We start from the raw sequence: 22,804 nt of genomic DNA on the forward strand, positions 1-22,804 counted from the left end.
AATGGCGATACTTGAAACCAAAAAACTAAATTACTATTACCAGGACGGTGATCAGCGCCGCTTCATTTTAAAAGATACAAATGTTGCTTTTGAAAAGGGAAAATTCTATACGATTTTGGGTCAATCTGGTTCAGGAAAAACGACATTTTTATCGTTGATCAGCGCATTAGATACACCACAGTCCGGTCAAATCCTTTTCAAAAAGAAAGACATCAAAACGATGGGCTATGATAAATATAGAAGAGATGCTATCAGTATCATCTTCCAGAGCTATAATCTGGTTCCATATTTGACAGCTGTTGAGAATGTTCTAGTAGCAATGTCGATCACAGATAATAAGCTGCCTGACAATCAAAGGGAGGTTGCTTACAATCTACTTGATTACATCGGCATCACAAAAGCAAAAGCAGATCGCCTTGTCAATCAGCTTTCCGGTGGTGAGCAGCAGCGTGTAGCAATTGCACGAGCGCTTTCTACTAATGTTGATATCATCTTGGCAGATGAGCCTACTGGAAATCTGGACGAAGAAATGGAAAACGAAATCGTTGCAATCTTCAAAAAACTAGCAAGAGAACACAACAAATGTGTAATCGTGGTTACCCATTCGAACGATATAGCAAAAGAATCGGATGAAACATATTATTTGAAAAAAGGTGTGTTGAAACGATATGAGTGATTTTCTATCTAACTTTCAAGGCGGAAACTATGAAAAGACTCGTCAAGATAAGCTTTATGAGAAAAGTAAAGGAAATAAAAAAGCAGCGAGTATTGATGAGAAGAAAGTAACGCCTCAGGAAGAGCAAGTTATGAATGAACCGAACTTGCCTCAGCGTGAGTCAACTGCTCCTATAAATACTGGTTCAACAGATAAATATGCGGATCTATCTGTTGAGGAGCTGCTTAGAATCAAGAAACAAGAGCGAAAAGAGCGACAGGCGCGTAAGGAAGCCGCTGAGCGTGAAGAGATGGAACCGGAAGTAATACCACAAATGCAACAGAAAATTCCGGTCAAATCATCATCACCAAGACAACAGAAAGCACAACAACGTGTGGAATCACAATCTGAACGCCCTTCCTCTGTTGCGCCGGGCGAAGAGCTGACGGAAATCGATCCAAGCTATCGCCGTAAGAAGATAATCAAGTATGCCATTTTTGCGATTATAGCGATTGTGGTAGCTGCTGGTGGCTACTTTGCCTATTATCAGTTTACGCATGTGGAGGTTCCAGATTTTACGAATGAAGAGCTTTCTCAAACACGGGCTTGGGCCACTGAAAATGAGGTAGTTCTGAAAGTAGAGCAGGTCTATGACTTTGATAAAGACACAAATCAGATCATTTCTCAAAGTGTAACGAAGAAGAAAATCAAAAAAGGCTCTGAACTGACCGTAAATGCCAGTTTAGGACCAGATCCAGAGGAAAATATTGCTCTTCCTGATTTCACGACAATGGCTGTAGCGGCTTTGAAAGAATGGATCGTTAAAAACAAGGCAGACAACCTGAGTGTGATTGAAGAAAATAATGACACAAAACCTGCTGGTGAGTTTATCAAGCTTGAAATGGTTTCAAAGGATGTCACTGCTGAAACCTATAAACGAAAAGATAAAGCGAAGGTTTATTATTCAAAAGGCGCAGAGGTGCTAGAAAAAACAATTGAAGTCACTGATTTTGCGGGCAAGACAAAAGAAGAAGTAGAAGAGTGGACGAAGAAAAATGAGTTGACGATTCAAATTTCTGAAAATAATTCAGATACGGTTGAGTCTGGAAAAGTCATTTCTCAAGAAATAGCCAAAGGAACGAAAGTTGCTAAGAAGGACAAATTTCCAGTGGTCATTTCTATCGGGAAAGCGTATGTAGTTCCTGATTTTTCACATTTGACGATGGAAGAAGCGGAAGGAAATGCTGACAACGTGTCAGTAAAACAGATTTACAATGACACCGTTGCTTATGGTGGTTTTATCAGCCAGTCTGTCGAAGCCGGACAAAGCTTTAAGGAAGCTGAACGACCAGCCATTCAACTAGTTTACTCTATTGGTAAACCATTTATGAGGGACTTGAGAAACAATACCCTTGAGGGCGAGATTCAGAAGATTTTTTATGATGAGTATCAATCAAAGGGTGCCGGTATCACCTATCAAGTCTACTATGTTGATTCGGCTGTAACAAAAGGAACTGTTGTAGACATGAGCCAGTACAATGAGTTTGTTGCAACGAATGCTGTGATTCGTTTGGGTGTCAGCAAGGGCAATATCCAGAATCAGGATGCAGCAAATAATCCAACAGATAACGCTTCTCAAAGTGCAGCTATGGATGAGATGGATAATTGATTGTTGACGGTCCTCTCTTTGGCTGGGAATAAGAGAAGTACTAGAGGATAAAATAAGATCGAGCGGTTGAGTAATCAGCTATGGAGGAGTGTATGGTATCAGAGGCGATGTTCTGATCAAGCAGCCCTTTATAGACGAGTTCAACCGCTCCTTTTCATTTTCTTAACAATTGAGAAAATTTTGCTCTTTGCATAGGTTTTTCTGAAAGTTATTGCTATAATAGTTGAGATAGATTCTAAAATTGGAGGGAAAAATAGTATGTTTCGTTTTTTTCCACAGAAAGACAAATATATACAAGAAGAGCACGAGTATACTTTTGATAAAGAAGGAAAGATTCCTAAACACATAGCGATCATTATGGATGGTAATGGGCGTTGGGCACAAAATCGTAGACTCCCGCGGATTGCCGGTCATAAAGAAGGAATGAATACAGTTAAGAAAATAACCAAGCATGCCAGCCACTTAGGTGTGAAGGTCCTGACTCTTTATGCGTTTTCAACAGAAAATTGGAAGCGCCCATCAGAGGAAGTAAATTTTCTGATGCAGCTACCCGTCGATTTCTTCGATACTTTTGTTCCGGAGCTGATCAAAGAAAACGTTCGCGTTGAAGTGATGGGGTATAAAGAGTTTTTACCCGCGCATACGCAAGATGCTGTTGAACGAGCAATCGAACAAACGAAGGACAATACCGGAATGGTGCTCAATTTTGCATTGAATTATGGATCAAGAGCAGAAATTGTGACCGCGATTCAACAGATTGCACAAGAAGTAAAAAATGGCGATTTAGAGCCGCAAACGATTGATGATACAATGGTTTCAGATCATTTGATGACCGCGTTTCTCAAAGAAGAGTTGCGTGATCCGGAGCTGATGATTCGTACAAGTGGCGAAGAGCGTATCAGTAACTTTCTATTGTGGCAGATTGCATACAGTGAATTCTTTTTTACTGATGCGCTGTGGCCAGATTTTGATGGCGCATTATTGGAGGCAGCCATTGCCTCATTTCAAAATAGAAACCGAAGATTTGGTGGATTAAAAGAGGATAAGGAGGAGAAAAAATGAGACAACGTGTCATTACTGCAGTCGTTGCTTTAGTCCTGTTTATTCCAATTATTGTCTATGGAGGAATAGCTATAGAACTGACAGCTGCTGTGTTAGCTGTAGTGGGTGTCTATGAATTATTTAGAATGAAAGGACTTGAGGTCCTGAGCTTTGAAGGTGTGGTTGCTTCTCTAGCCGCAGTAGTGTTGATCTTGCCGAAAGAACGCTGGTTTTTCTTTTTACCGGAGAAAACAGACAACTTTATGCTATTTTATCTGATGGTCATGATCTTATTGGGGGCATTGGTTGCATCAAAAAATACGTATAGTATTTCTCAAGCAGGTTTTCCTGTGATTGTCAGCCTATATGTCGGTGTTGGGTTCCAAAACTTCGTAGCTGCCAGAAGCTCTGGCTTAGTTGTTTTACTGTATGCACTATTCGTAGTATGGGCAACAGATATTGGGGCATATATGGTTGGTAGAAAATATGGGAAAAGAAAACTGTTTCCTGCTGTATCACCGAACAAAACAATTGAAGGCTCGATTGGTGGGATTGTATCCGCAGTGGTCGTGGCAGTACTTTATATCGCCTTTGTACCTGGGAAAGAAGCTTTTACGTATGACATGCCGATCATGATTGTACTGACGATCATTTTTTCTATTGTCGGACAATTTGGTGATTTAGTTGAGTCTTCTATAAAAAGATATTATGATGTCAAGGATTCCGGAAAGATACTTCCGGGACATGGTGGGATTTTAGACCGCTTTGACAGTTTATTGTTTGTTTTTCCGATCATGCATTTGCTCGGACTGTTTTAAAACAAGAGAAGGGAAGGTGTGAAAGAGGAGTGTGCTATTGGCTGGTCTAAAGCCTCTTAGCATGAATACATGACATTCGAAACGTTTTTTTGAACTTTGAGATTTAGAATAATGTATTTCAGTTTTGCCGGGCAGAGCCAGTGAACGGTGATAGACCCGTAGCAACGTGAAACGAGAAATATAGCTGTAAGGGCAGTTTCTATACGCGCTTTATAAAGCTTCATGAGTATAAATGAAGCGGATATTTCAGAGAATGTAGTGATTCAATAGTGAATCCATCTACTTTTTTTGCCTCAAAGCAAAATGCTTGTATCACAGCCTCTTTCTTTCTATTATTATGAAAAAAATTGCATTATTAGGAGCAACAGGCTCTATTGGAACCAGTACAGCTGATGTGGTCAAGGCTTATCCTGGTCGCTTTCAAATTGTTTCTCTGACATTTCACTCCAATGTGACAAAGGGGAAGGAACTAATTGAGGAATTTTCTCCGGCCTATGTTGGTGTAGGTTCAGAAACAATCAAGGCAGAACTGGAGCTGCTTTATCCTACCATTCGATTTGGTGTAGGTGAAGCGGGGATGATCGAAGCCGTAGAACTTCCGGAAATTGATGTTGTTTTAACTGCAGTGACTGGTAGTATCGGACTTCATCCTACATTGGCAGCAATCGAAGCGGGGAAGGATATCGCTTTGGCAAACAAGGAAACCTTGGTTATGGCCGGTGAGTGGGTCATGGCAGCTGCAAAAAGAAACAATGTATCCATTTTACCTGTAGATAGTGAGCACTCTGCGATTTTTCAATGCTTGGAAGGACAGCATCCCGAAGGGAATGTAAAGGAGCTTGTTATCACAGCTTCCGGCGGCAGCTTTCGAGATTTATCTAGAGCTGAGCTGAAAGAAGTAACTCTGGAACAGACCTTGAATCATCCGAACTGGTCAATGGGTGCAAAAATAACGGTTGACTCTTCGACAATGGTCAACAAAGGGCTTGAGGTCATTGAGGCTCATTGGTTATTTAATATGAATTATGATAGAATAAAAGTTGTTTTGCACAAAGAAAGTATTGTTCATTCGATGGTTGTTTTTCAGGATGGTGCTTATTTGGCACAATTGGGACCAAGTGATATGAGGGAACCGATTCAATATGCGCTGACCTATCCGGAAAGACTGCCGATAAAAAATGAGAAAGCTTTTGATTTAACCCAAATCAGCCAGTTGAATTTTGCTGAGATGGATATGGTACGTTTCCCAATGCTGAAACTGGCATTTACTGTCGGGGAAAAAGGCGGCGCCTATCCGACTGTTTTCAATGCAGCGAATGAAGTAGCTGTGGCTGCTTTTATTGCAGGAAAGATTTCTTACCTGCAAATTGAGGAACTGATTACAAAAGCTGTTGAAAATCACAAAGAGCAGCAGTCAGTTACATTAGAAGATGTAATCACTGTTGATAAAGAAATTCGTAAAACTGTAGAAAGATGGATAGAGGAAGAAGGAAACTTATGAAAACAATCATTACGTTTATTATTGTCTTTGGGATTCTTGTCTTGGTACATGAATTCGGCCATTTCTTCTTTGCAAAGCGCGCGGGTATTTTAGTTCGTGAGTTTGCTATAGGGATGGGACCAAAGATATTTTCTCATCAAGGGAAAGACGGTACAGCGTACACTCTTCGGATTTTGCCGGTAGGTGGTTATGTTCGAATGGCTGGTGCAGATGAGGATGAGGTAGAGCTAAAGCCTGGGATGCAGCTGTCATTAGTCGTCAATGACGAAAACAAAGTCACCAAGATCAATACGAGTAAAAAAGTCCAATTACCGAACAGTATCCCGATCGAGCTGTTGGATTATGACTTGGAAAAAGAGCTGTTTATTAAAGGCTATGAAAATGGTGATGAATCTCAAGAAGTAACTTATATGGTTGACCATGATGCGAATATCATTGAGCCGAATGGTGTTGAAGTTCGAATCGCACCTGTAGATGTTCAGTTTCAATCTGCAAAGCTTGGTCAGAGAATGCTGACAAACTTTGCCGGTCCAATGAATAATTTTATTTTAGCAGTTGTCTTGTTCACCGTATGGGTTTTCATGAATGGTGGCGTAACAGTTACTGATACGAATAAGATCGGAGAAGTTCAAGCAGGTGGCGTTGCTGCGGAAGCTGGATTAAAAGAAAATGACGAAATTCTTTCTGTTGATGGCAAGAAAATTACGGATTGGCAGAGCTTGATTACAATCGTTCAAGGGAACCCGGAGAAAGCACTTGGTTTCGAAGTAAAACGAGGCGATAAAACGCAGAATATCACAGTGACACCAGAAGCAGATGACTCAGATACCGGAAAAATTGGGATTGCAGTCCCCAAGAAGACTGGGTTTACAGATAAGCTATTGGGTGGAGTGACAGAGACGATCAACAATTCAACCTTGATTTTCAAAACCTTGGGTTCATTGTTCACGAACTTTAATTTGAATAAGCTTGGTGGACCTGTCATGATGTTCCAGATGTCTTCAGAAGCATCTAAAGCTGGGTTTGAAACAGTTATCTTGCTGATGGCAATGTTATCTGTGAACTTAGGTATAGTAAATCTTTTGCCGATTCCAGCATTGGACGGTGGGAAACTGGTTCTGAATGTTTTTGAAGGAATCAGAGGAAAACCATTGAGTCAGGAAAAGGAAATGATTATTACATTAGTAGGTGTCGGTCTTGTCATGGTATTGATGATATTAGTGACATGGAACGACATCCAGCGCTTCTTTTTCTAGTCAAATGATGGGTGATTTATTGGGGAAGGCCTGCTCACATTTGATGAGAGACAAACACAAATTAGTAGTTAGCGCGGCAGAGGGTCAGCAGGATTGCTTGTTATTCTGTCGGTTTATTGGAAAATAGAATGATTCTGTACGCTTTTCTTACAAAGGAGAATTTTTAATGAAACAGTCAAGAATGTTAATACCAACTTTACGGGAAGTACCAAACGATGCAGAGGTATTGAGCCACCAGATGTTATTAAGAGCGGGTTATGTTCGCCAAGTCTCTGCTGGTATCTATTCATATCTGCCATTGGCAAATCGTGTCCTTGAAAAATTGAAGAAAATCATGCGAGAAGAGTTTGAGAAAATCGGAGCAGTGGAAATGCTGATGCCGGCACTTCTTCCAGCAGAGCTTTGGAAAGAGTCTGGAAGATATGAGACCTATGGACCAAATCTTTATCGTTTGAAAGATCGCAATGAACGCGAGTATTTATTGGGGCCGACACATGAGGAAACATTCACTGAACTGATTAGAAATGAAGTGAATTCTTATAAGAAACTACCATTAAATCTATACCAGATACAAACAAAGTACCGTGATGAAAAACGTCCTCGTTTTGGGTTGCTTCGCGGAAGAGAGTTTATCATGAAGGATGGCTATTCTTTCCACGCGACAGATGATAGTTTGGATGAAGCATACAAAGATTACGAAAAGGCCTACTCAGCAATATTTGAACGCTGTGGTCTGGAATTTCGAGCAATCATTGGAGACGGTGGAGCAATGGGTGGTAAGGACTCTAAGGAGTTTATGGCTATTTCTGATATTGGGGAAGATACCATTTGCTATTCAACGGAAGGCGATTATGCAGCCAATCTTGAGATGGCATCTAGTTTGTATTCGCCTAAAAAATCTCATGAGAGTCAGCAGGAGCTTGAAAAAGTAGCGACTCCAAATGTTGAGACAATTCAACAGGTTGCTGAATTCTTTGAAGTAGAGGCTCAGAAAATCATTAAATCTGTTCTATTCGTTGCCGATGGCGAGCCAGTGATGGTTCTTGTTCGTGGCGATCATGAAGTCAATGACATCAAGCTTAAAAACTTCCTCGGTGCAGATTTCATGGAGGAAGCAACAGAAGCAGATGTGCAGAAATTTATTGGAGCAGACTTTGGGTCAATCGGACCTGTCAGCTTAGCGGAAGAAGTGAAGCTGTATGCAGACCTTCATGTTCAGGATTTAGCGAATGCAATTGTGGGAGCGAATGAAACAGGGTTCCATTTGAAAAATGTTAATCCTGAAAGAGATTTCAATCCAATCAGCTATGAAGACTTGCGCTTTGTTCAAGAAGGCGATCCTTCTCCAGATGGAAATGGCGTTCTAGCCTTTACAAAAGGAATTGAGATTGGTCATATCTTCAAGCTTGGTACACGCTATAGTGAAACCATGGGTGCGAATGTGTTGGATGAGAACGGCAGAGAAATTCCAGTAATCATGGGTTGCTACGGAATTGGTGTCAGCCGTCTATTATCTGCAATTGTCGAACAAAATGCGGATGAAAATGGAATCAACTGGCCAAAAGGAATTTCACCATTTGATTTGCATGTTGTTCAGATGAACATCAAGGATGAATACCAAAGTAAACTAGCTCAAGAAGTGGAACAAAGCATGAATGAAGCTGGCTATGAGGTATTGGTGGATGATCGGAACGAACGCGCCGGTGTTAAATTTGCAGATGCAGACTTGATCGGCTGTCCAATTCGAATCACTGTTGGTAAGAAAGCAGTGGACGGTGTAGTGGAAGTGAAAATCAAGAAGACCGGAGAAATGCTGGAAGTTCGTAAAGAAGAACTGGCAAGTACCTTATCTATCTTGTTGAATTCTGAAAGTGAATAATCTAAAAGGAGTGAAACTGATCATCTTTTATGGGCTCTATAATAAATGGGACTGATGAAAGTAGAAATACTTTTTTCAGTCCCATGTTTATTTTTATCTAAAAAAACATATCGTTCTCTGATAGGATTAAGTCACCACAACCAAATCTAATCGGAAGGAACGATATGCTATGACTAATACTATCAAAAAAATGCTACGAATAATAGACAAAAACCTAACTATTTCAGAAGTCTCAGAACAAAAAATCAAAGGAACGCAGACACTTATCGTTCACGCCAAGCTTTCTCCCTGTATGGCTCATTGTCCCTACTGCTCTTCTTCAAAAGTTCCCCTCACGGGGAAACAAGCAGTGGTTAAAAATGGAACAAAAGCGACAATGATTCGTTTTGATTCCTATCAATACTTGCCCCTAGCCATGAAATTAGCGAAACAACGCTACTTTTGTCGTTCCTGTTCTCGCCACTGGACGGCTCAGTCTTATTTCGTTGCACCACATTGCTTTATTGCCAAACAGTTACAGATTAAAATTCTTGCACTACTAAAAGAGAAGATATCTCTTCGCCTGATTGCCTCTCTGTGCCATGTCTCTATTACGACAGTCATTCGTGTACTTAAGACAACAGAAGCCTATCTTCCTACACGAAAACGAACCTATCTGCCTTCTGTTTTAATGGTTGATGAATTCCGTTCTCATACGTCTATTGAAGATAAGATGAGTTTTATTTGTGCTGATGGAGAAACAGGTGAACTGATTGATATTCTTCCTTCTAGAAAATTGAACCATTTGGTTCATTACTTTCAAAAATGTTCAAATCCGGAGAAGGTACAATTTCTAGTCACAGATATGAATGCCGCTTATTTTCAATTGATTCCCCGTGTATTCCCTCAAGCAAAGTTGGTCGTTGACCGATTTCATGTTGTTCAACACCTTAATCGGGCCTTTAATGCCTTTCGTATCAAAGAGGTTGCGCGATTGAGACAGGAAAATAAACATCCTTTAGCGAATAAATTAAAAAGTAATTGGCGCTTTTTATTGAAAAATCGAGCCCATGTTAATCATTCGACCTACAAAACTTGGCGCAGCTTTAGAGCCCCTAAGTTTCCTTATCTGACAGAAGCCATGATGATTGATCGACTCCTTGAGTTTTCTCCGGCACTGCGTTTTACGTATCAAGTATTTCATGAATTAACCGAGGCTTTCCGAAGGAAAGATCATGAACAATTCTTTGAACAACTACGGACCCTTCCAGAAGAATTAGATGAAGTATTTCGTCAATCAATCACCAACTTATTAACCTATGAAGAAGGAATCCGAAACGCCATGATTTATCCTTATTCGAATGGAAAAATAGAAGCAATGAATACTCATATAAAAGCACTAAAGCGTGTCTCTTATGGGTTTAAATCCTTTCAAAATATGAAAACACGAATTTTTCTTATGAACGATCTGATAAAAATGACATAACAAAGAAGTTGGTTATCAAAAGATTTTCTCTTTCAATAACCAACCTCCTTATTTCTACTCATCAGTCCAATTTGACAATGAGCCCTTTTATGATCAGTTTCACTCCTTTTTTCGTTGAACATGGATTTATTTTTTACTTTTATTCTGTTGGCTTCGTTCTTTTTCGTTATAATAGAAGTACTGTATGAAATGAGGAGAAGGCAATGAAAAAAATTTTACTGATAGAAGATGATGAACATTTACGTAGAGGGATATCCTTTACTTTGGAGCAAGAAGGGTATACTTTGATCAGCCATGACCGAATCTCAGGTGCGTTGGCTATTCTCAAGGAGGAACAGCCAAGCTTGATTATTCTTGATGTCAATCTTCCTGACGGAAATGGGCTGGAGCTATGCCGTGATATTCGTAAGGTCAGTCAGACACCCCTATTCTTTTTAACTGCGTTAGATATGGAAATGGATGTGGTTGCCGGATTATCTGTTGGTGGAGATGACTACATCACTAAGCCATTTTCATTAGCTATCCTGAAAGCCAAGGTAGCCGCTGTTTTTCGTCGGGAAGAATCCTACACACAAAAAATTATTGCTCCACCCTTCACTTTGAACGTAGAGCGTAATTGTTTGTTAAAAAATGAAATAGAAATCTTGCTTAGCGCGACGGAATACCGCATTGTCAGTTATTTTATTAAAAACCGTGGGATCGTTTTAGAAAAAGAGCAAATTCTTAGTGTGCTTTGGGACGAACAGGGGAAATTCATTGATGAAAATACGCTTTCGGTAAATATTCGGAGGATCCGCTTAAAAATCGAAGACGATCCGCAACAACCACGATATATCAAAACAGTCAGAGGCGTAGGGTATATCTGGGAAAAGGAGGGGTAGCATGTTGATCAGCGGGTTACTACTTGGTACAGTGATTGTCCTGACACTGCTACTTCTAAAGAGCAGGAGAACCTACGAGGAAGAGTTGGAGAAAGCGACCGTCATACTGGAGCAAGTGATTCAAGATGATTTTTCTATAGAATCGTTGACCTATAAGGAAGGACAGGAAGCAAAGCTGGCCTTCAAAGCAATGAGAGTTGCTGAAATCAATAGAGAATATGCTAGACAGGCGGCAGAAGAGCAGACGAAGACACAGGAGCTGGTGGCTGATATTTCCCATCAAATGAGAACACCATTATCTAGCATCATGATGTACCTTGAGTTACTAGAAGATGAACAGCTGCCTCAAAAAGAGCAGAAGGAATTTTTGAATCGAGTGTCAGCCAGTTCAGCAAAATTGTCCTGGCTGATTTCTGAATTTATTACGATTGCCAGATTTGAAGCCAAAGCAATGAAGGTCCAAATCACAGATGGACAGCTGAATGAGACAATTTATCAGGCAATCGATATGAACAGCGAGCAGGCGCGTAAAAAAAGAATCCGGTTTTCCTTTCAACCCAAAACTGCGATCAGCTTACCACATGATGCTCACTGGACGAGAGAGGCGATCAGTAATATTCTGGATAATGCGGTAAAGTATTCGCTTGATGGCTCTGAAGTGAAAATAGAGATCGAACAACTGGTTTTTTACACAAGAATCCGTATTATCAATTCAGGAAGAACACTTTCAGCCTCTGAACAGTTGCTTGTTTTTCAAAAGTACTATAGAGGAACCAATGCTGGGAAAGAGGAGGGAGCTGGGATTGGTTTGTATCTGGTCAAGCTGATTGTGGAAGAACAAGGTGGCTACTCAGTTATTGAATCAAGAAACGATAAAACAACCATTTCTCTATTCTTACTAAACTGAAAGAAAGAGCCACGTTGTTGTCATTAGAGAGTAAGCTTCTTTGCTTATACTTATTTTGTAAGCAAGAGGAGGAAAAAAGATGGAAATAGTAAAAGTGAATCAATTAATGAAAACATATGGTAGTGGAAACAATCAGGTGCATGCCGTCAATCAGGTGGATTTAGTCATTAATAGTAATGAGTTTGTTACAATTGTGGGAACATCTGGTTCAGGAAAAAGTACACTTCTTAATTTATTAGGTGGTTTGGATCGACCTACTAGTGGAACGATTCAGATTGCCGGTAAGCATTTAGAAAATATGAAGGAAGAAGAGCTGACGATTTTCCGCAGAAGAAATGTTGGGTTCGTGTTCCAGAATTATAACCTTGTTCCAGTACTGAGTGTTTATGAAAATATTGTTCTGCCTATCCAGTTGGATGGAAATAAAATTGATGAGCCTTTTGTTACAGCTATTATTCAAGCATTAGGACTTTCCGGAAAAGAAGATGCACTACCGTCCATGCTTTCCGGAGGCCAGCAGCAAAGGGTAGCAATTGCTCGAGCCCTTGCCTCTAAGCCGGCAATCATTTTAGCAGATGAACCAACAGGAAATCTGGACAGCCGAACGAGTCAGGATGTTCTAGGATTATTGAAGACCACTGCCAAGCAATTCAATCAAACCTTGATTATGATCACACACAACGACCAAATTGCTCAATTGGCAGATCGAGTGATTCGCATCGAGGATGGGACCTTATCCGAAATCAGTGTAACTGGTGGTGACTGGTCATGAAAGAACAACGAAAAGCGATCCGTAAGATCTGGATGAAAAGCTTTGCGAGCAATAAACGCAGAAATATTTTTGTTATTCTTGCGATCCTGTTAACGACATTGCTGATTACAGCAGTAATTAGTTTAGGTTCTAGTTTGATTGCCGCAAATGAACGACAAACGATTCAATACGTGGGGACAGTAGCTGATGCGAATGTGAATGATCTGACCGATGAGCAATATGAGTTGGTCAAAAAATCAGATCAGTTAGAAGCTTATGGGCAACAACGAACCATTGGAAGCATCAATAGTGCTGATTTGGCAAAGAAAAAGCAGACGCTATTGCTTCACTGGTACAATGAAGCCGAATGGAACGGACTTAGAAAAGAAGCCATTACTGATTTTACAGGAGCCTTTCCAAAAAAGGAAAATGAAATTTTAGCCCCTTTATCTGCTTTGAATGCATTAGGGATTAAAAATCCTAAAGTAGGTATGATGATCCCTTTGAAGATACTGATCAATGAAGATGAGCAAGAACAGGAACAAGAAAAGCAGTTTGTCTTATCTGGTTATTTTAAGGAGTATGTCACAAAAAGAGTACCAGACTTTAGCTATATTTTGGTATCAGATGTGTTTGCGAATCAATACCCATCGGCCCAAAAAAGAAACACTGTATCTTTCCGCTACAAAGAAGAGGATATCGCTGCAGAAAACAAGGCGATGACAAAGTATCTTGGACTGTCAGACTATCAGGAAATCAAATCAACCTTTCGAGAACCGGCACAAAGTCAAACAACTGTATTTTTAGGTATAGGCTTGTTCGCTGCAATCATTTTACTTTCAGGAGGTTTGCTGATTTATAATGTTCTTTACATTTCTATCGCAAATGATATTCGCTTCTTTGGTTTGTTGAAAGCGATCGGAACGACGGGCAAGCAGCTTCGAAACATTGTCATCAAGCAAGCGTTGCTTCTGTCTGCAATTGGAATCACTTTAGGTTTATTCTTAGGGTGGGCAGTCTCATTTTGGCTCGTACCATTCGCACTCAAAGCCACAAACTTTGCTGATTCAGTAGTAATCTCAACAGAGCCTTGGATTTATATCAGCGCTGCAGTTTTTGCCCTTCTAACAACCTTAATCAGCTCGATCAAGCCTGCTGGTGTGGCTGCAAAGGTTCCACCTGTTCTCGCAATTCAATATGTAGAAGCACCAATCAAGCTGAAAAAGGTTCGCTCAAAATCAGGCGGTAAGTTGCATCTGATGGCTTGGAGAAATATTTTCCGTGATAAAAAACGTGCATTGACCGTTATTCTCTCTATGTTTTTAGGCATCACTTTGTTTATTAGTGTGAATTCGGCTATTGATAGTATGGATTTTGAACAAGTCGTTTTGAACGGTATGCCTTATGATGTGGATATCCAAACGACAATGAATCCTGAGACGGTCACAAGTGATGGTAAAGAAATTCTTGCCGCTGTTGAAACAATAGAAGGAATTACAGATATACATGCGTATATGGATGATCGAATTTTAGTTGATTACGATGCAGAAAAATTTGCGGCGTTCATTGAATCATATAATAAATATTTCAAGTATGGGCAACATGACCCAAGTGAACTGAATCAGGGTAATTTTAAAGGACGATTGGTTGCAATCGACACACAGGAGGTTGCTGATTTAATGAAGAAGTCAGGTCAAGCTTTTGATGAAGCTGGATTCAGCAAAGGCGCCTTCGGCCTAGTTCAAACAGATCATCCAGAGGATTTTTCAAAGATTCCAGAATTGTCGTTTACCGTTTTATCAACTGGCACTAAACTAACGGTACCAATTAAGGGAGAGATTCCGAATGACTATCTTAGCTTACATACAGATGGCGCACCGCTCCTGTATGTTGCCAAGGAAGCAATCGAGCAGTTCACGCCAAATGCGGATGTCTTTTCCTTAGAATTCAATATCAAGGAAGAGAAAGAGACTGCTGTCACGGATCAATTGAGAGCGATGATCGATGAACAGCCGCGTTTTAAAATGATGACCAAAAAAGAAATGCTTGACCAAGCAAAAGATGAGCTTGCGACTATTCGCTTACTGGGGAATACGTTGGCGTTGATTTTGGCACTGATTGGTTTATTGAACTTTGTCAATATCATCACAACAAGCTTGATTGCTAGAAAACAGGAATTGGCAATTTTAGAAAGTATCGGCATGACCCGTAAACAAACGAATCAGGTATTGGCTTTTGAAGGGTTCTATTACGCGGCTATTACTGGTGGGCTAGTGATCACGATTGGTTCCTTATTGACAATTGGCCTATTCCAAGTGGTCAAAAGTGCTACCCCGATGGCTGTGTTCTCTTTTCCATTTCTGACAATGAGTTTATCCCTATTGTTGGTTGTTGTGATTTGTATTGCGACACCATTGATCGTGATGAAATTTTCCGGCAAACAAGAGCTGGCTGATAGAATTAAGTGAGGGATGAGAAAGTTTAAAAAAAGAAGTAGTGCCTGAAATCACTAATATCAAACCAATGAAAGAGAGGATTTCAAAGCAATAAAGCTATATTTTAATTAGTGGGTCAAGTGATGCAGAATATCAAACACTGCATCACTTTTTTGTCTAAAGATACCTGGGTTATCGAAGTCAGATCGTTTCAATAATTGGTTAAGTATAAGGAAAATAAATGATGGATGTAAGTCTGGAAAAAAATTTTTTTCTATTCGTTCCTTTTTTTGTTGTAATGTTCATTTAATCAAGAGAAGATCAGATGAAAAAGCTTCTATAATATACCATCAAAATGTGTCGTGGAGTCCAGATTGTATTTCCGAAAATTTAATAGTATACTTAACGATGTTCAGACCTTGACTAAGATGTTGAAGGACAGAAAAATTCTCTGATATAGGAGTAATTTTAGCGGTATTTTCTATCTACAAAAGGAGGAACCGTGTTCAGAAAACGGCATTTTAGGTGTAGAAAAGGTCTTTTATTCGTAGATAGTTACGGTAATAAGAGGAGGTTCGATTTTTGGAACAAGAACAAGATTTATTTAGAAAATTACTGGATCAAATCCAATTAGATGATTCTGAAAGAGAACACCCCCTTCTACAAGAAGGGAAAATAAAGAAGGTATTGGTTCACCAAAAAAGTCGACTGTGGGAGTTCCATCTGGAAATGCCTGAAATCTTGCCAGTTATGTTGTATCAATCCTTGATTCAGCACATCGAACTTGGTTTTCAGCAGATTGCGGCGACCTCTGTTACGATTGAAACAACAAATGGCGGTGCGTATACAGAACAGCAGCTCGTTGATTATTGGCAGTTAGCGCTGCTGAATAATCAATGTGAATCTCCTTTGGTTCAACGTGTCGTGAAGCAGCAGACACCGCTTATCCAGGATCAGAAGGTTATTTTACCTGTAGATAATGAAGCTGTGATTGCGTATCTAAAACAGCAATATCTACCAATCATTGAGAATTTGTATAGTCAGTATGGCTTTAAGAAATTTCATATTGAGCCAAAGATGGATCAGCAGCAGGCGGAACGTGTGTTGAAGCTTTTCGAAGAGCGAAAACAAGAACAAGCAGAAGCTTTTCAGCAGCAAGCAGCAGAATCCCTTGTAAAGCATGAACAGCGTAAAAAAGAAAAGCAATCTTCTGTCGGCACCCTAGACGGTCCGGTGAAGCTGGGAAGAAATATTCCGAGCGATGAACTGATCATGCCTATGGGGAATATTTTGGAAGAAGAACGACGTGTTACAATCGAAGGTTTTATTTTCGATAAAGAAATTCGTGAGCTGCGCTCTAAGCGGAAGATATTGATTTTAAAAATTACCGATTATACGTCCTCTTTCATCGTGAAAAAATTCTCGAATGGTGAGAAGGACGAGCAAGTTTTTGAAGCCATCAAGCCGAAGAGCTGGATTCGTGTTCGAGGCAGTATTCAGGAAGATACCTTCATGCGTGATTTGGTTATGAATGCGCAGGATTTGATGGAGGTCGCTCATGAAACGAGAAAGGATTATTTACCTGAAGGAGAAAAAAGGGTAGAGCTTCATCTGCACAGCAACATGAGCACGATGGATGCCACAAACAGTATCGGTGATCTAGTGGCACAAGCCGGTAAGTGGGGACATAAAGCTATCGCCATTACGGATCATGGGGGGGCACAAAGCTTTCCGGATGCCCACAGTGCCGGTAAGAAAGCAGGCGTGAAGATCCTTTACGGTATTGAAGCGAATGTCGTGGATGATGGTGTTCCAATCGCTTACAATGAGGCTCATATTGAATTAAGTGAAGCCACCTATGTTGTATTTGACGTGGAAACAACAGGTCTGTCAGCTGTTTATGATACGATCATTGAGCTTGCAGCTGTAAAAATGCACAAAGGAAATATTATCGAAACCTTTGAGCAGTTCATCGATCCAGGGCATCCTTTGTCACAAACCACGATCAATCTGACTGGGATTACTGATGAAATGGTTCGTGGGTCAAAATCAGAAGAAGAAGTTTTAAGACTATTCAAGGATTTCGCCGAGGGGAGCATTTTAGTTGCCCATAACGCGTCCTTTGATATGGGCTTCTTAAATACCAGTTATGGAAAGTATGGTATTCCGGAAGCAGAAAATCCAGTCATCGATACCTTGGAGCTGTCTCGTTATTTGCATCCAACATTTAAGAGTCATCGGTTGAATACCTTATCTAAGAAATTCGGTGTTAATCTTGAGCAGCATCACCGAGCCATCTACGATTCAGAATCAACTGGACATTTGTGCTGGATATTCTTGAAGGATGCGAAAGAGAACCATCAAATGCTTTACCACGATGAGCTGAACATGCACATCGGAGAAGGCGACTCTTACAAGCGAGCTCGACCTTTCCATGCAACGATTTTGGCAACAACACAAGCAGGCTTGAAGAATCTATTCAAGCTGATTTCTATGTCGAATGTCAATTACTTTTTCAGAATCCCAAGAATCCCGCGTTCTCAGCTAAACAAGCTAAGAGAGGGCCTGATCATCGGTACAGCGTGCTCCAATGGCGAAGTTTTTGAAGCGATGATGCAAAAAGGGGTAGAAGAAGCCAAAAATCGGGCAAAATTCTATGACTACATTGAAGTGATGCCAAAAGCTGTTTATGCACCGCTTTTAGAGCAGGAGCTAGTCAAAAATGAAGCGGATTTGGAAGAAATCATCCTCAACCTCATCAAAATTGGCGATGAACTGGATAAGCCTGTTGTTGCAACAGGAAATGTTCACTATATGAATGAAGAAGATAGTATTTACCGTAAGATTCTTATCGGTTCCATGGGTGGAGCTAATCCATTGAATCGTCATAGCTTACCAGCTGTTCATTTTAGAACGACAGATGAGATGCTGACGGCATTCAATTTTTTGGGTGAAGAAACGGCTAGAAAGATCGTCATTGAAAATACGAATGCTATTGCCGATATGTGTGAAGAAATCACTCCTGTTAAGGATGACTTGTATACACCAAAAATCCCAGGGTCAGAGGATGAGATTCGAAACCTGAGTTACACTCGAGCCAAAGAGCTTTATGGTGATCCATTACCTGATATTGTTGAAAAACGGTTGAAAAAAGAGCTGGATAGTATTATTGGAAATGGCTTCTCGGTTATTTATCTGATTTCGCAAAAGCTCGTCCATAAAAGCATGGAGGATGGCTATTTAGTTGGTTCACGGGGCTCGGTTGGCTCCAGCTTTGTTGCGACAATGACAGGGATCACGGAGGTTAATCCTCTGGCACCGCATTATCATTGCCCCAATTGTCAGTATTCTGAATTCTTTGAGGATGGTTCCTATGGTTCAGGCTTCGATATGCCTGAAAAAAGCTGTCCAAATTGCGGTGCGCGACTATTTAAAGATGGACACGACATTCCTTTTGAAACATTTCTGGGTTTCCATGGTGATAAAGTACCCGATATCGATTTGAACTTCTCAGGAGACTATCAAGCGGAAGCACATGGCTATACCAAGGTGTTGTTTGGAGAAGACTATGTATATCGAGCAGGGACGATCGGTACGGTAGCTGATAAAACGGCTTATGGCTATGTGAAGGGCTACGAGAGAGATCATAACCTGCATTTTCGTGGGGCTGAGATCGATCGGCTGGCGAAGGGATCAACAGGCGTGAAACGAACAACCGGTCAGCATCCCGGGGGGATCATTGTTATCCCCGACTATATGGATGTATATGACTTTTCACCGATTCAATATCCGGCAGATGATCAAAATGCGGAATGGAAAACGACTCACTTTGATTTCCACTCGATCCACGACAATGTGTTGAAACTTGACATACTGGGGCACGATGATCCGACTGTGATCAGAATGCTTCAAGATCTTTCCGGGATCGATCCAAAGACGATTCCAACAGATGATCCTGAGGTTATGCGGATTTTTGAAGGGACAGAGGTATTGGGCGTTGACTCGGAGCAAATCTTTTCGAAAACTGGTACCTTAGGAATTCCTGAATTCGGGACGCGATTTGTTCGTGGGATGTTAGAGCAAACACATCCATCAACCTTTGCAGAATTGCTGCAGATTTCCGGCCTATCTCACGGAACCGATGTATGGTTGGGGAATGCGGAAGAGCTGATTCGTAGAGGCGAAGCCAATCTGGCAGAGGTTATCGGTTGTCGGGATGATATCATGGTGTATCTGATTCATGCCGGTTTAGATGATGGGATGGCATTTAAAATCATGGAGACGGTGCGTAAAGGACTATGGAACAAAATTCCTGATGAACTTAGGGAAGAGTATCTAAAAGCTATGCGAGAAAACAATGTGCCGGATTGGTACATCGATTCTTGTTCTAAGATCAAGTATATGTTCCCGAAAGCCCATGCGGCGGCCTATGTATTGATGGCGCTTCGTGTTGCTTATTTCAAGGTGTATTTCCCAATTCTTTATTATTGTGCGTATTTCTCTGTTCGTGCAGATGACTTTGATTTGGTTGCGATGTCTCAGGGTAAGGATGCAACCAAGGCACGAATGAAGGAAATTCAGGACAAAGGTCTTGAAGCTTCAACAAAAGAGAAAAACCTGCTGACAGTTTTAGAACTCGCCAATGAGATGTTGGAAAGAGGCTATAAATTCAGTATGATCGATTTGTATAAATCTGATGCAGAGAATTTTGTCATCGATGGTGATACATTGATTGCTCCATTCCGAGCAGTACCAAGCTTGGGGTTGAACGTGGCGAACGCGATTGTTGAGGCAAGACAAGATCGTGAATTCTTGTCTAAAGAAGATCTAGCAACCCGTGGGAAAGTGTCTAAAACATTGATTGAGTATATGAATGATAATGGTGTGTTGAAAGACTTGCCTGATGAGAATCAGCTGTCATTGTTCGACATGCTGTAGAAAAAAAGAAACAAGCGACTCAACGTCTAATGCGTTGAGTCGCTTGTTCGTTTACTCTCGATTAATCCAAATGAATCAAACTATCTGTATCTCCATTTTTTTCTAATTCATAAAGACTGTTCAATGAACTCTCCATCAGTATTTTTGAAGCCTCCAGTGTGTAAAAAGCAATGTGAGGAGTCACGATAACCGTATCCAGTGCAAGCAGATCAGCAATGTATGGATGTTTTTCTAGTTGCTCTTCTTTTGTTTTATTAATGTATAACTCTTCATTTTCTAAGGTGTCCAATCCGGCACCACCAATTGTTCCAGACTGTAAAGCTTTGAGAAGGGCTTGGGTATCGACTAATGGCCCACGTGCTGTGTTGATTAGAAGGGCATCAGGTTTCATTTTGCTAAGCAACTTTTCATCAACCAAGTGATGATTCTCAGGCGTGTAAGGTGTATGAAGACTGAAGATATCTGCTTTTTCAGCAACAGCTTCGATTGTTGGCAGATAGGTTAGGGTGTCTTCGATGTTTTCTTTTGGAAATTTGTCATAGGCAATGACCTTCGCTCCTAGGGAGTTGAACAGTTGCGCTGTTGTTAGACCGATATGTCCTGTTCCGATAATACCGACAGTCAACTCATGGATTTCTCTACCAATCAATCCATCGAGAACAAAGTTTTGTTGTTGTTCTCTTTGCATAAGTTTGGGAATATGACGCAGCAGCATAAAGCTCAATGTCAGTGCATGTTCTGCGATAGCACGGGGGCTGTATACTGGCACATTTGCTGCTTTAATGTTATATTTTTTTAGGTAAGTTTTTGATAGACCATCAATACCTGCTGAGCGGGTAGATAGGTAACGAATACCAAATTCAGCCATTTGCTGATAAGTGATTTCGTCATGAACAGAGGCCATTTGTTGAAAGGAAATAGCATCTGCATCCTTTGCGAGCCTGACTGTATCTGCATTCAGCTCTTGGTCACTCGTTTCCAATGTGATTCCGTGTTGCGCTGCCCATTGTTCAGCGACTGGTTGCTCTTTTTTTCCGATGCCAAAAATAAAAATTTTCATAAAAAACGTCCTTTGCTGTTTTTATCCCGTAAAGAGAGGTTGTTTGCTTTTTGTGCGGTAAGGCATAGGAGGTACTTGTCTCATGGCAAGAAATGCGATTTGCCAGTTTCCTCTTGTCGTTCTGAAACTTGCTAAGTACATTCAGTTTTTCCTACTATTCTAGCTTCACAAACGAATGCCTCTCACCAATAAGCAAAAGTTTGCTTCATAGCAAAAAGTACCATGTACGAATCCCAGCTTATTGCTTGGAAGCTGATCAAGTTCGCTCAGCTTTTCCTATTTTACGGAATTTTTTATTTATTTCCAAGTAAAGAGTGTTAAGTTATCTCTAAAGCTAGGTAGAATAATCTTTTTAAACCTTTAATTTTTTCAATAAGTAGCATATAATAAGAAAGGATTGTTATCAAGAAGCGAGTCCTTTGTGGAGATTCATGATATAATACAGCTTTACGGGTTTATTTACAGGAGGAGAAAAATATGGCAAAAGATAAGACTAGATACAAAGCAATGATAGCGAATCATACGTACACGATTATTGGACAGGAAACAAAAAAACATATGGACTTGGTGACACGTATCGTCAACGAACAGTTGGCTGAAATCAAGCATATATCTCCTCAAACCAATACAGAACAGGCTTCCGTCCTATTAGCTGTCAATGCTGTTTCAGATCAATTGAAAAAACAAGAAGAAGTTCTGAAGCTGAGACAAGAGGTTGAAGAGTTGAAGCGTCGTACAATCAGAATTACGGAATTGGAAAATAGAATCAAACGAATTGAAGCGATTGAAGAAGAAGCAAAAGATGTACTGAAGAAAAGCGGAAAAGAAGATGTTGAGATTCATAACCATATGGAAGCACAGCAGATTCTGAATGAGAATCGGAAACAACAGATTCAAAGTAAGGGAACACAAGAAGTATCAGAAAATAATGATGAAAAAGGTACCAAAGAAACCCAGGAAAACTAAGCTTGAAAGGGTGGCAGGATGTTAACATTACTAATACTTATCATTTTAGCCGCTGGATTTTACAGCGGTGCTAAAAGAGGATTTGTCTTACAGATTTTATATAGTGTGGGATACTTGATTTCTTATCTAGTGGCAAAAAGCAATTATAAGGCATTGGCTTCACACTTGGAATTATATATTCCCTACCCTTCTGCAACACAGGAATCAAAATTGGTGTTTTTTAATCAAGAAATCGTGCTTGAACTAGACCAAGCCTTTTATGGCGCAGTTGCGTTTCTACTTATTTTGTTTATTGGCTGGCTGATTGTTCGATTCGCTGCAATTTTTGCTCGCAGCCTGACATTTATGCCCATCTTAAAGCAAGCCGATTGGGTTGCTGGTGGGGTTTTAAGTATGGTAGTGTTGTATATAGGTATGTTTCTTGTCTTAAATGCTGTCTCTATGATTCCCGTAGATTTTATCCAGAATCAGTTTGAGAGTAGTGGACTGGCTCGATTCATGGTCAAAGACACACCAATCTTTTCTAAACAAATCTATAACCTATGGGTAGAGCAAATGATTAACTAGCACAAGTTGAATGGA

At 40.4% G+C, this 22,804-nt stretch carries 16 protein-coding genes; 15 read left to right on the forward strand and 1 reads right to left on the reverse strand.

Going from position 1 to position 22,804, the window contains the following annotated elements; genetic code table 11:
- The first annotated feature begins 1 nt into the window (after position 1).
- The 13 genes from A5888_RS00895 to A5888_RS00955 all read left to right on the forward strand — a co-directional run bounded on the left by A5888_RS00895 (position 2) and on the right by A5888_RS00955 (position 20,196).
- Positions 2-676, forward strand: coding sequence for an ABC transporter ATP-binding protein (locus A5888_RS00895; RefSeq protein WP_086347403.1), 675 nt, complete (start codon positions 2-4; stop codon positions 674-676).
- Positions 669-2,324, forward strand: coding sequence for a PASTA domain-containing protein (locus A5888_RS00900; RefSeq protein ID WP_086347404.1), 1,656 nt, complete (start codon positions 669-671; stop codon positions 2,322-2,324). The genes A5888_RS00895 and A5888_RS00900 overlap by 8 nt, the downstream gene beginning before the upstream one ends.
- A gap of 258 nt (positions 2,325-2,582) precedes the next feature.
- Positions 2,583-3,386, forward strand: coding sequence for an isoprenyl transferase (locus A5888_RS00905; RefSeq protein ID WP_086347405.1), 804 nt, complete (start codon positions 2,583-2,585; stop codon positions 3,384-3,386).
- On the forward strand, positions 3,383-4,183 hold the full coding sequence (locus tag A5888_RS00910) for a phosphatidate cytidylyltransferase (RefSeq protein WP_086347406.1): 801 nt from the start codon (positions 3,383-3,385) through the stop codon (positions 4,181-4,183). The genes A5888_RS00905 and A5888_RS00910 overlap by 4 nt, the downstream gene beginning before the upstream one ends.
- 337 nt (positions 4,184-4,520) lie before the next feature.
- Positions 4,521-5,684, forward strand: a complete 1,164-nt coding sequence (gene dxr / locus A5888_RS00915) for a 1-deoxy-D-xylulose-5-phosphate reductoisomerase (RefSeq protein ID WP_086347407.1) — start codon at positions 4,521-4,523, stop codon at positions 5,682-5,684.
- Positions 5,681-6,940, forward strand: a complete 1,260-nt coding sequence (gene rseP / locus A5888_RS00920) for an RIP metalloprotease RseP (RefSeq protein ID WP_086347408.1) — start codon at positions 5,681-5,683, stop codon at positions 6,938-6,940. Before dxr ends, rseP begins: the two co-directional genes overlap by 4 nt.
- 166 nt (positions 6,941-7,106) lie before the next feature.
- The gene (locus A5888_RS00925) at positions 7,107-8,819 is read left to right on the forward strand and encodes a proline--tRNA ligase (RefSeq protein ID WP_086347409.1); all 1,713 of its coding nucleotides are present in this window, start codon (positions 7,107-7,109) and stop codon (positions 8,817-8,819) included.
- Between the two features lie 169 nt (positions 8,820-8,988).
- On the forward strand, positions 8,989-10,284 hold the full coding sequence (locus tag A5888_RS00930; RefSeq protein WP_339101632.1) for an ISL3 family transposase: 1,296 nt from the start codon (positions 8,989-8,991) through the stop codon (positions 10,282-10,284).
- Between the two features lie 203 nt (positions 10,285-10,487).
- Positions 10,488-11,165 (forward strand): response regulator transcription factor, encoded by a 678-nt coding sequence (locus A5888_RS00935; RefSeq protein WP_086347411.1) that lies wholly within the window; start codon positions 10,488-10,490, stop codon positions 11,163-11,165.
- Position 11,166: 1 nt separating this feature from the next.
- Positions 11,167-12,072, forward strand: coding sequence for a sensor histidine kinase (locus A5888_RS00940; protein ID WP_086347412.1), 906 nt, complete (start codon positions 11,167-11,169; stop codon positions 12,070-12,072).
- Between the two features lie 79 nt (positions 12,073-12,151).
- Positions 12,152-12,844 carry an ABC transporter ATP-binding protein gene (locus A5888_RS00945; protein WP_086347413.1) on the forward strand — a complete coding sequence of 231 codons (693 nt, stop codon included), beginning with the start codon at positions 12,152-12,154 and terminating at the stop codon, positions 12,842-12,844.
- On the forward strand, positions 12,841-15,291 hold the full coding sequence (locus A5888_RS00950) for an ABC transporter permease (RefSeq protein ID WP_086347414.1): 2,451 nt from the start codon (positions 12,841-12,843) through the stop codon (positions 15,289-15,291). Before A5888_RS00945 ends, A5888_RS00950 begins: the two co-directional genes overlap by 4 nt.
- A gap of 549 nt (positions 15,292-15,840) precedes the next feature.
- The gene (locus A5888_RS00955; protein WP_086347415.1) at positions 15,841-20,196 is read left to right on the forward strand and encodes a PolC-type DNA polymerase III; all 4,356 of its coding nucleotides are present in this window, start codon (positions 15,841-15,843) and stop codon (positions 20,194-20,196) included.
- A 61-nt stretch (positions 20,197-20,257) separates the two neighbouring features.
- Here the strand turns inward: A5888_RS00955 and A5888_RS00960 are convergent, their stop codons facing one another.
- Complete coding sequence (locus A5888_RS00960; protein WP_086347416.1) at positions 20,258-21,256, reverse strand: NAD(P)-dependent oxidoreductase; 999 nt, start codon at positions 21,254-21,256, stop codon at positions 20,258-20,260.
- Positions 21,257-21,733: 477 nt separating this feature from the next.
- On the opposite strand from A5888_RS00960, the gene zapA reads away from it, so the two are divergent.
- Both zapA and A5888_RS00970 read left to right on the forward strand, forming a co-directional pair.
- Positions 21,734-22,222, forward strand: a complete 489-nt coding sequence (gene zapA, locus A5888_RS00965; RefSeq protein ID WP_086347417.1) for a cell division protein ZapA — start codon at positions 21,734-21,736, stop codon at positions 22,220-22,222.
- Between the two features lie 18 nt (positions 22,223-22,240).
- Entirely contained in the window at positions 22,241-22,789 is a 549-nt protein-coding gene (locus A5888_RS00970) for a CvpA family protein (protein WP_086347418.1), read from the forward strand.
- Positions 22,790-22,804: the final 15 nt, after the last annotated feature.

It is taken from the genome of Enterococcus sp. 9E7_DIV0242, from assembly GCF_002140975.2.
In the GTDB taxonomy this organism is placed as follows: domain Bacteria; phylum Bacillota; class Bacilli; order Lactobacillales; family Enterococcaceae; genus Enterococcus_L; species Enterococcus_L clewellii.

Excerpts from the sequence above, each read along its gene's own strand:
- A5888_RS00970 (WP_086347418.1), top strand. The coding sequence starts at position 22,241 with ATGTTAACATTACTAATACTTATCATTTTAGCCGCTGGATTTTACAGC.
- A5888_RS00945 (WP_086347413.1), top strand. The coding sequence starts at position 12,152 with ATGGAAATAGTAAAAGTGAATCAATTAATGAAAACATATGGTAGTGGA.
- A5888_RS00940 (WP_086347412.1), top strand. The coding sequence starts at position 11,167 with ATGTTGATCAGCGGGTTACTACTTGGTACAGTGATTGTCCTGACACTG.
- dxr (WP_086347407.1), top strand. The coding sequence starts at position 4,521 with ATGAAAAAAATTGCATTATTAGGAGCAACAGGCTCTATTGGAACCAGT.
- A5888_RS00925 (WP_086347409.1), top strand. The coding sequence starts at position 7,107 with ATGAAACAGTCAAGAATGTTAATACCAACTTTACGGGAAGTACCAAAC.
- A5888_RS00935 (WP_086347411.1), top strand. The coding sequence starts at position 10,488 with ATGAAAAAAATTTTACTGATAGAAGATGATGAACATTTACGTAGAGGG.
- A5888_RS00905 (WP_086347405.1), top strand. The coding sequence starts at position 2,583 with ATGTTTCGTTTTTTTCCACAGAAAGACAAATATATACAAGAAGAGCAC.
- A5888_RS00910 (WP_086347406.1), top strand. The coding sequence starts at position 3,383 with ATGAGACAACGTGTCATTACTGCAGTCGTTGCTTTAGTCCTGTTTATT.
- A5888_RS00900 (WP_086347404.1), top strand. The coding sequence starts at position 669 with ATGAGTGATTTTCTATCTAACTTTCAAGGCGGAAACTATGAAAAGACT.
- zapA (WP_086347417.1), top strand. The coding sequence starts at position 21,734 with ATGGCAAAAGATAAGACTAGATACAAAGCAATGATAGCGAATCATACG.
- A5888_RS00895 (WP_086347403.1), top strand. The coding sequence starts at position 2 with ATGGCGATACTTGAAACCAAAAAACTAAATTACTATTACCAGGACGGT.
- A5888_RS00930 (WP_339101632.1), top strand. The coding sequence starts at position 8,989 with ATGACTAATACTATCAAAAAAATGCTACGAATAATAGACAAAAACCTA.
- rseP (WP_086347408.1), top strand. The coding sequence starts at position 5,681 with ATGAAAACAATCATTACGTTTATTATTGTCTTTGGGATTCTTGTCTTG.
- A5888_RS00950 (WP_086347414.1), top strand. The coding sequence starts at position 12,841 with ATGAAAGAACAACGAAAAGCGATCCGTAAGATCTGGATGAAAAGCTTT.
- A5888_RS00960 (WP_086347416.1), bottom strand. The coding sequence starts at position 21,256 with ATGAAAATTTTTATTTTTGGCATCGGAAAAAAAGAGCAACCAGTCGCT.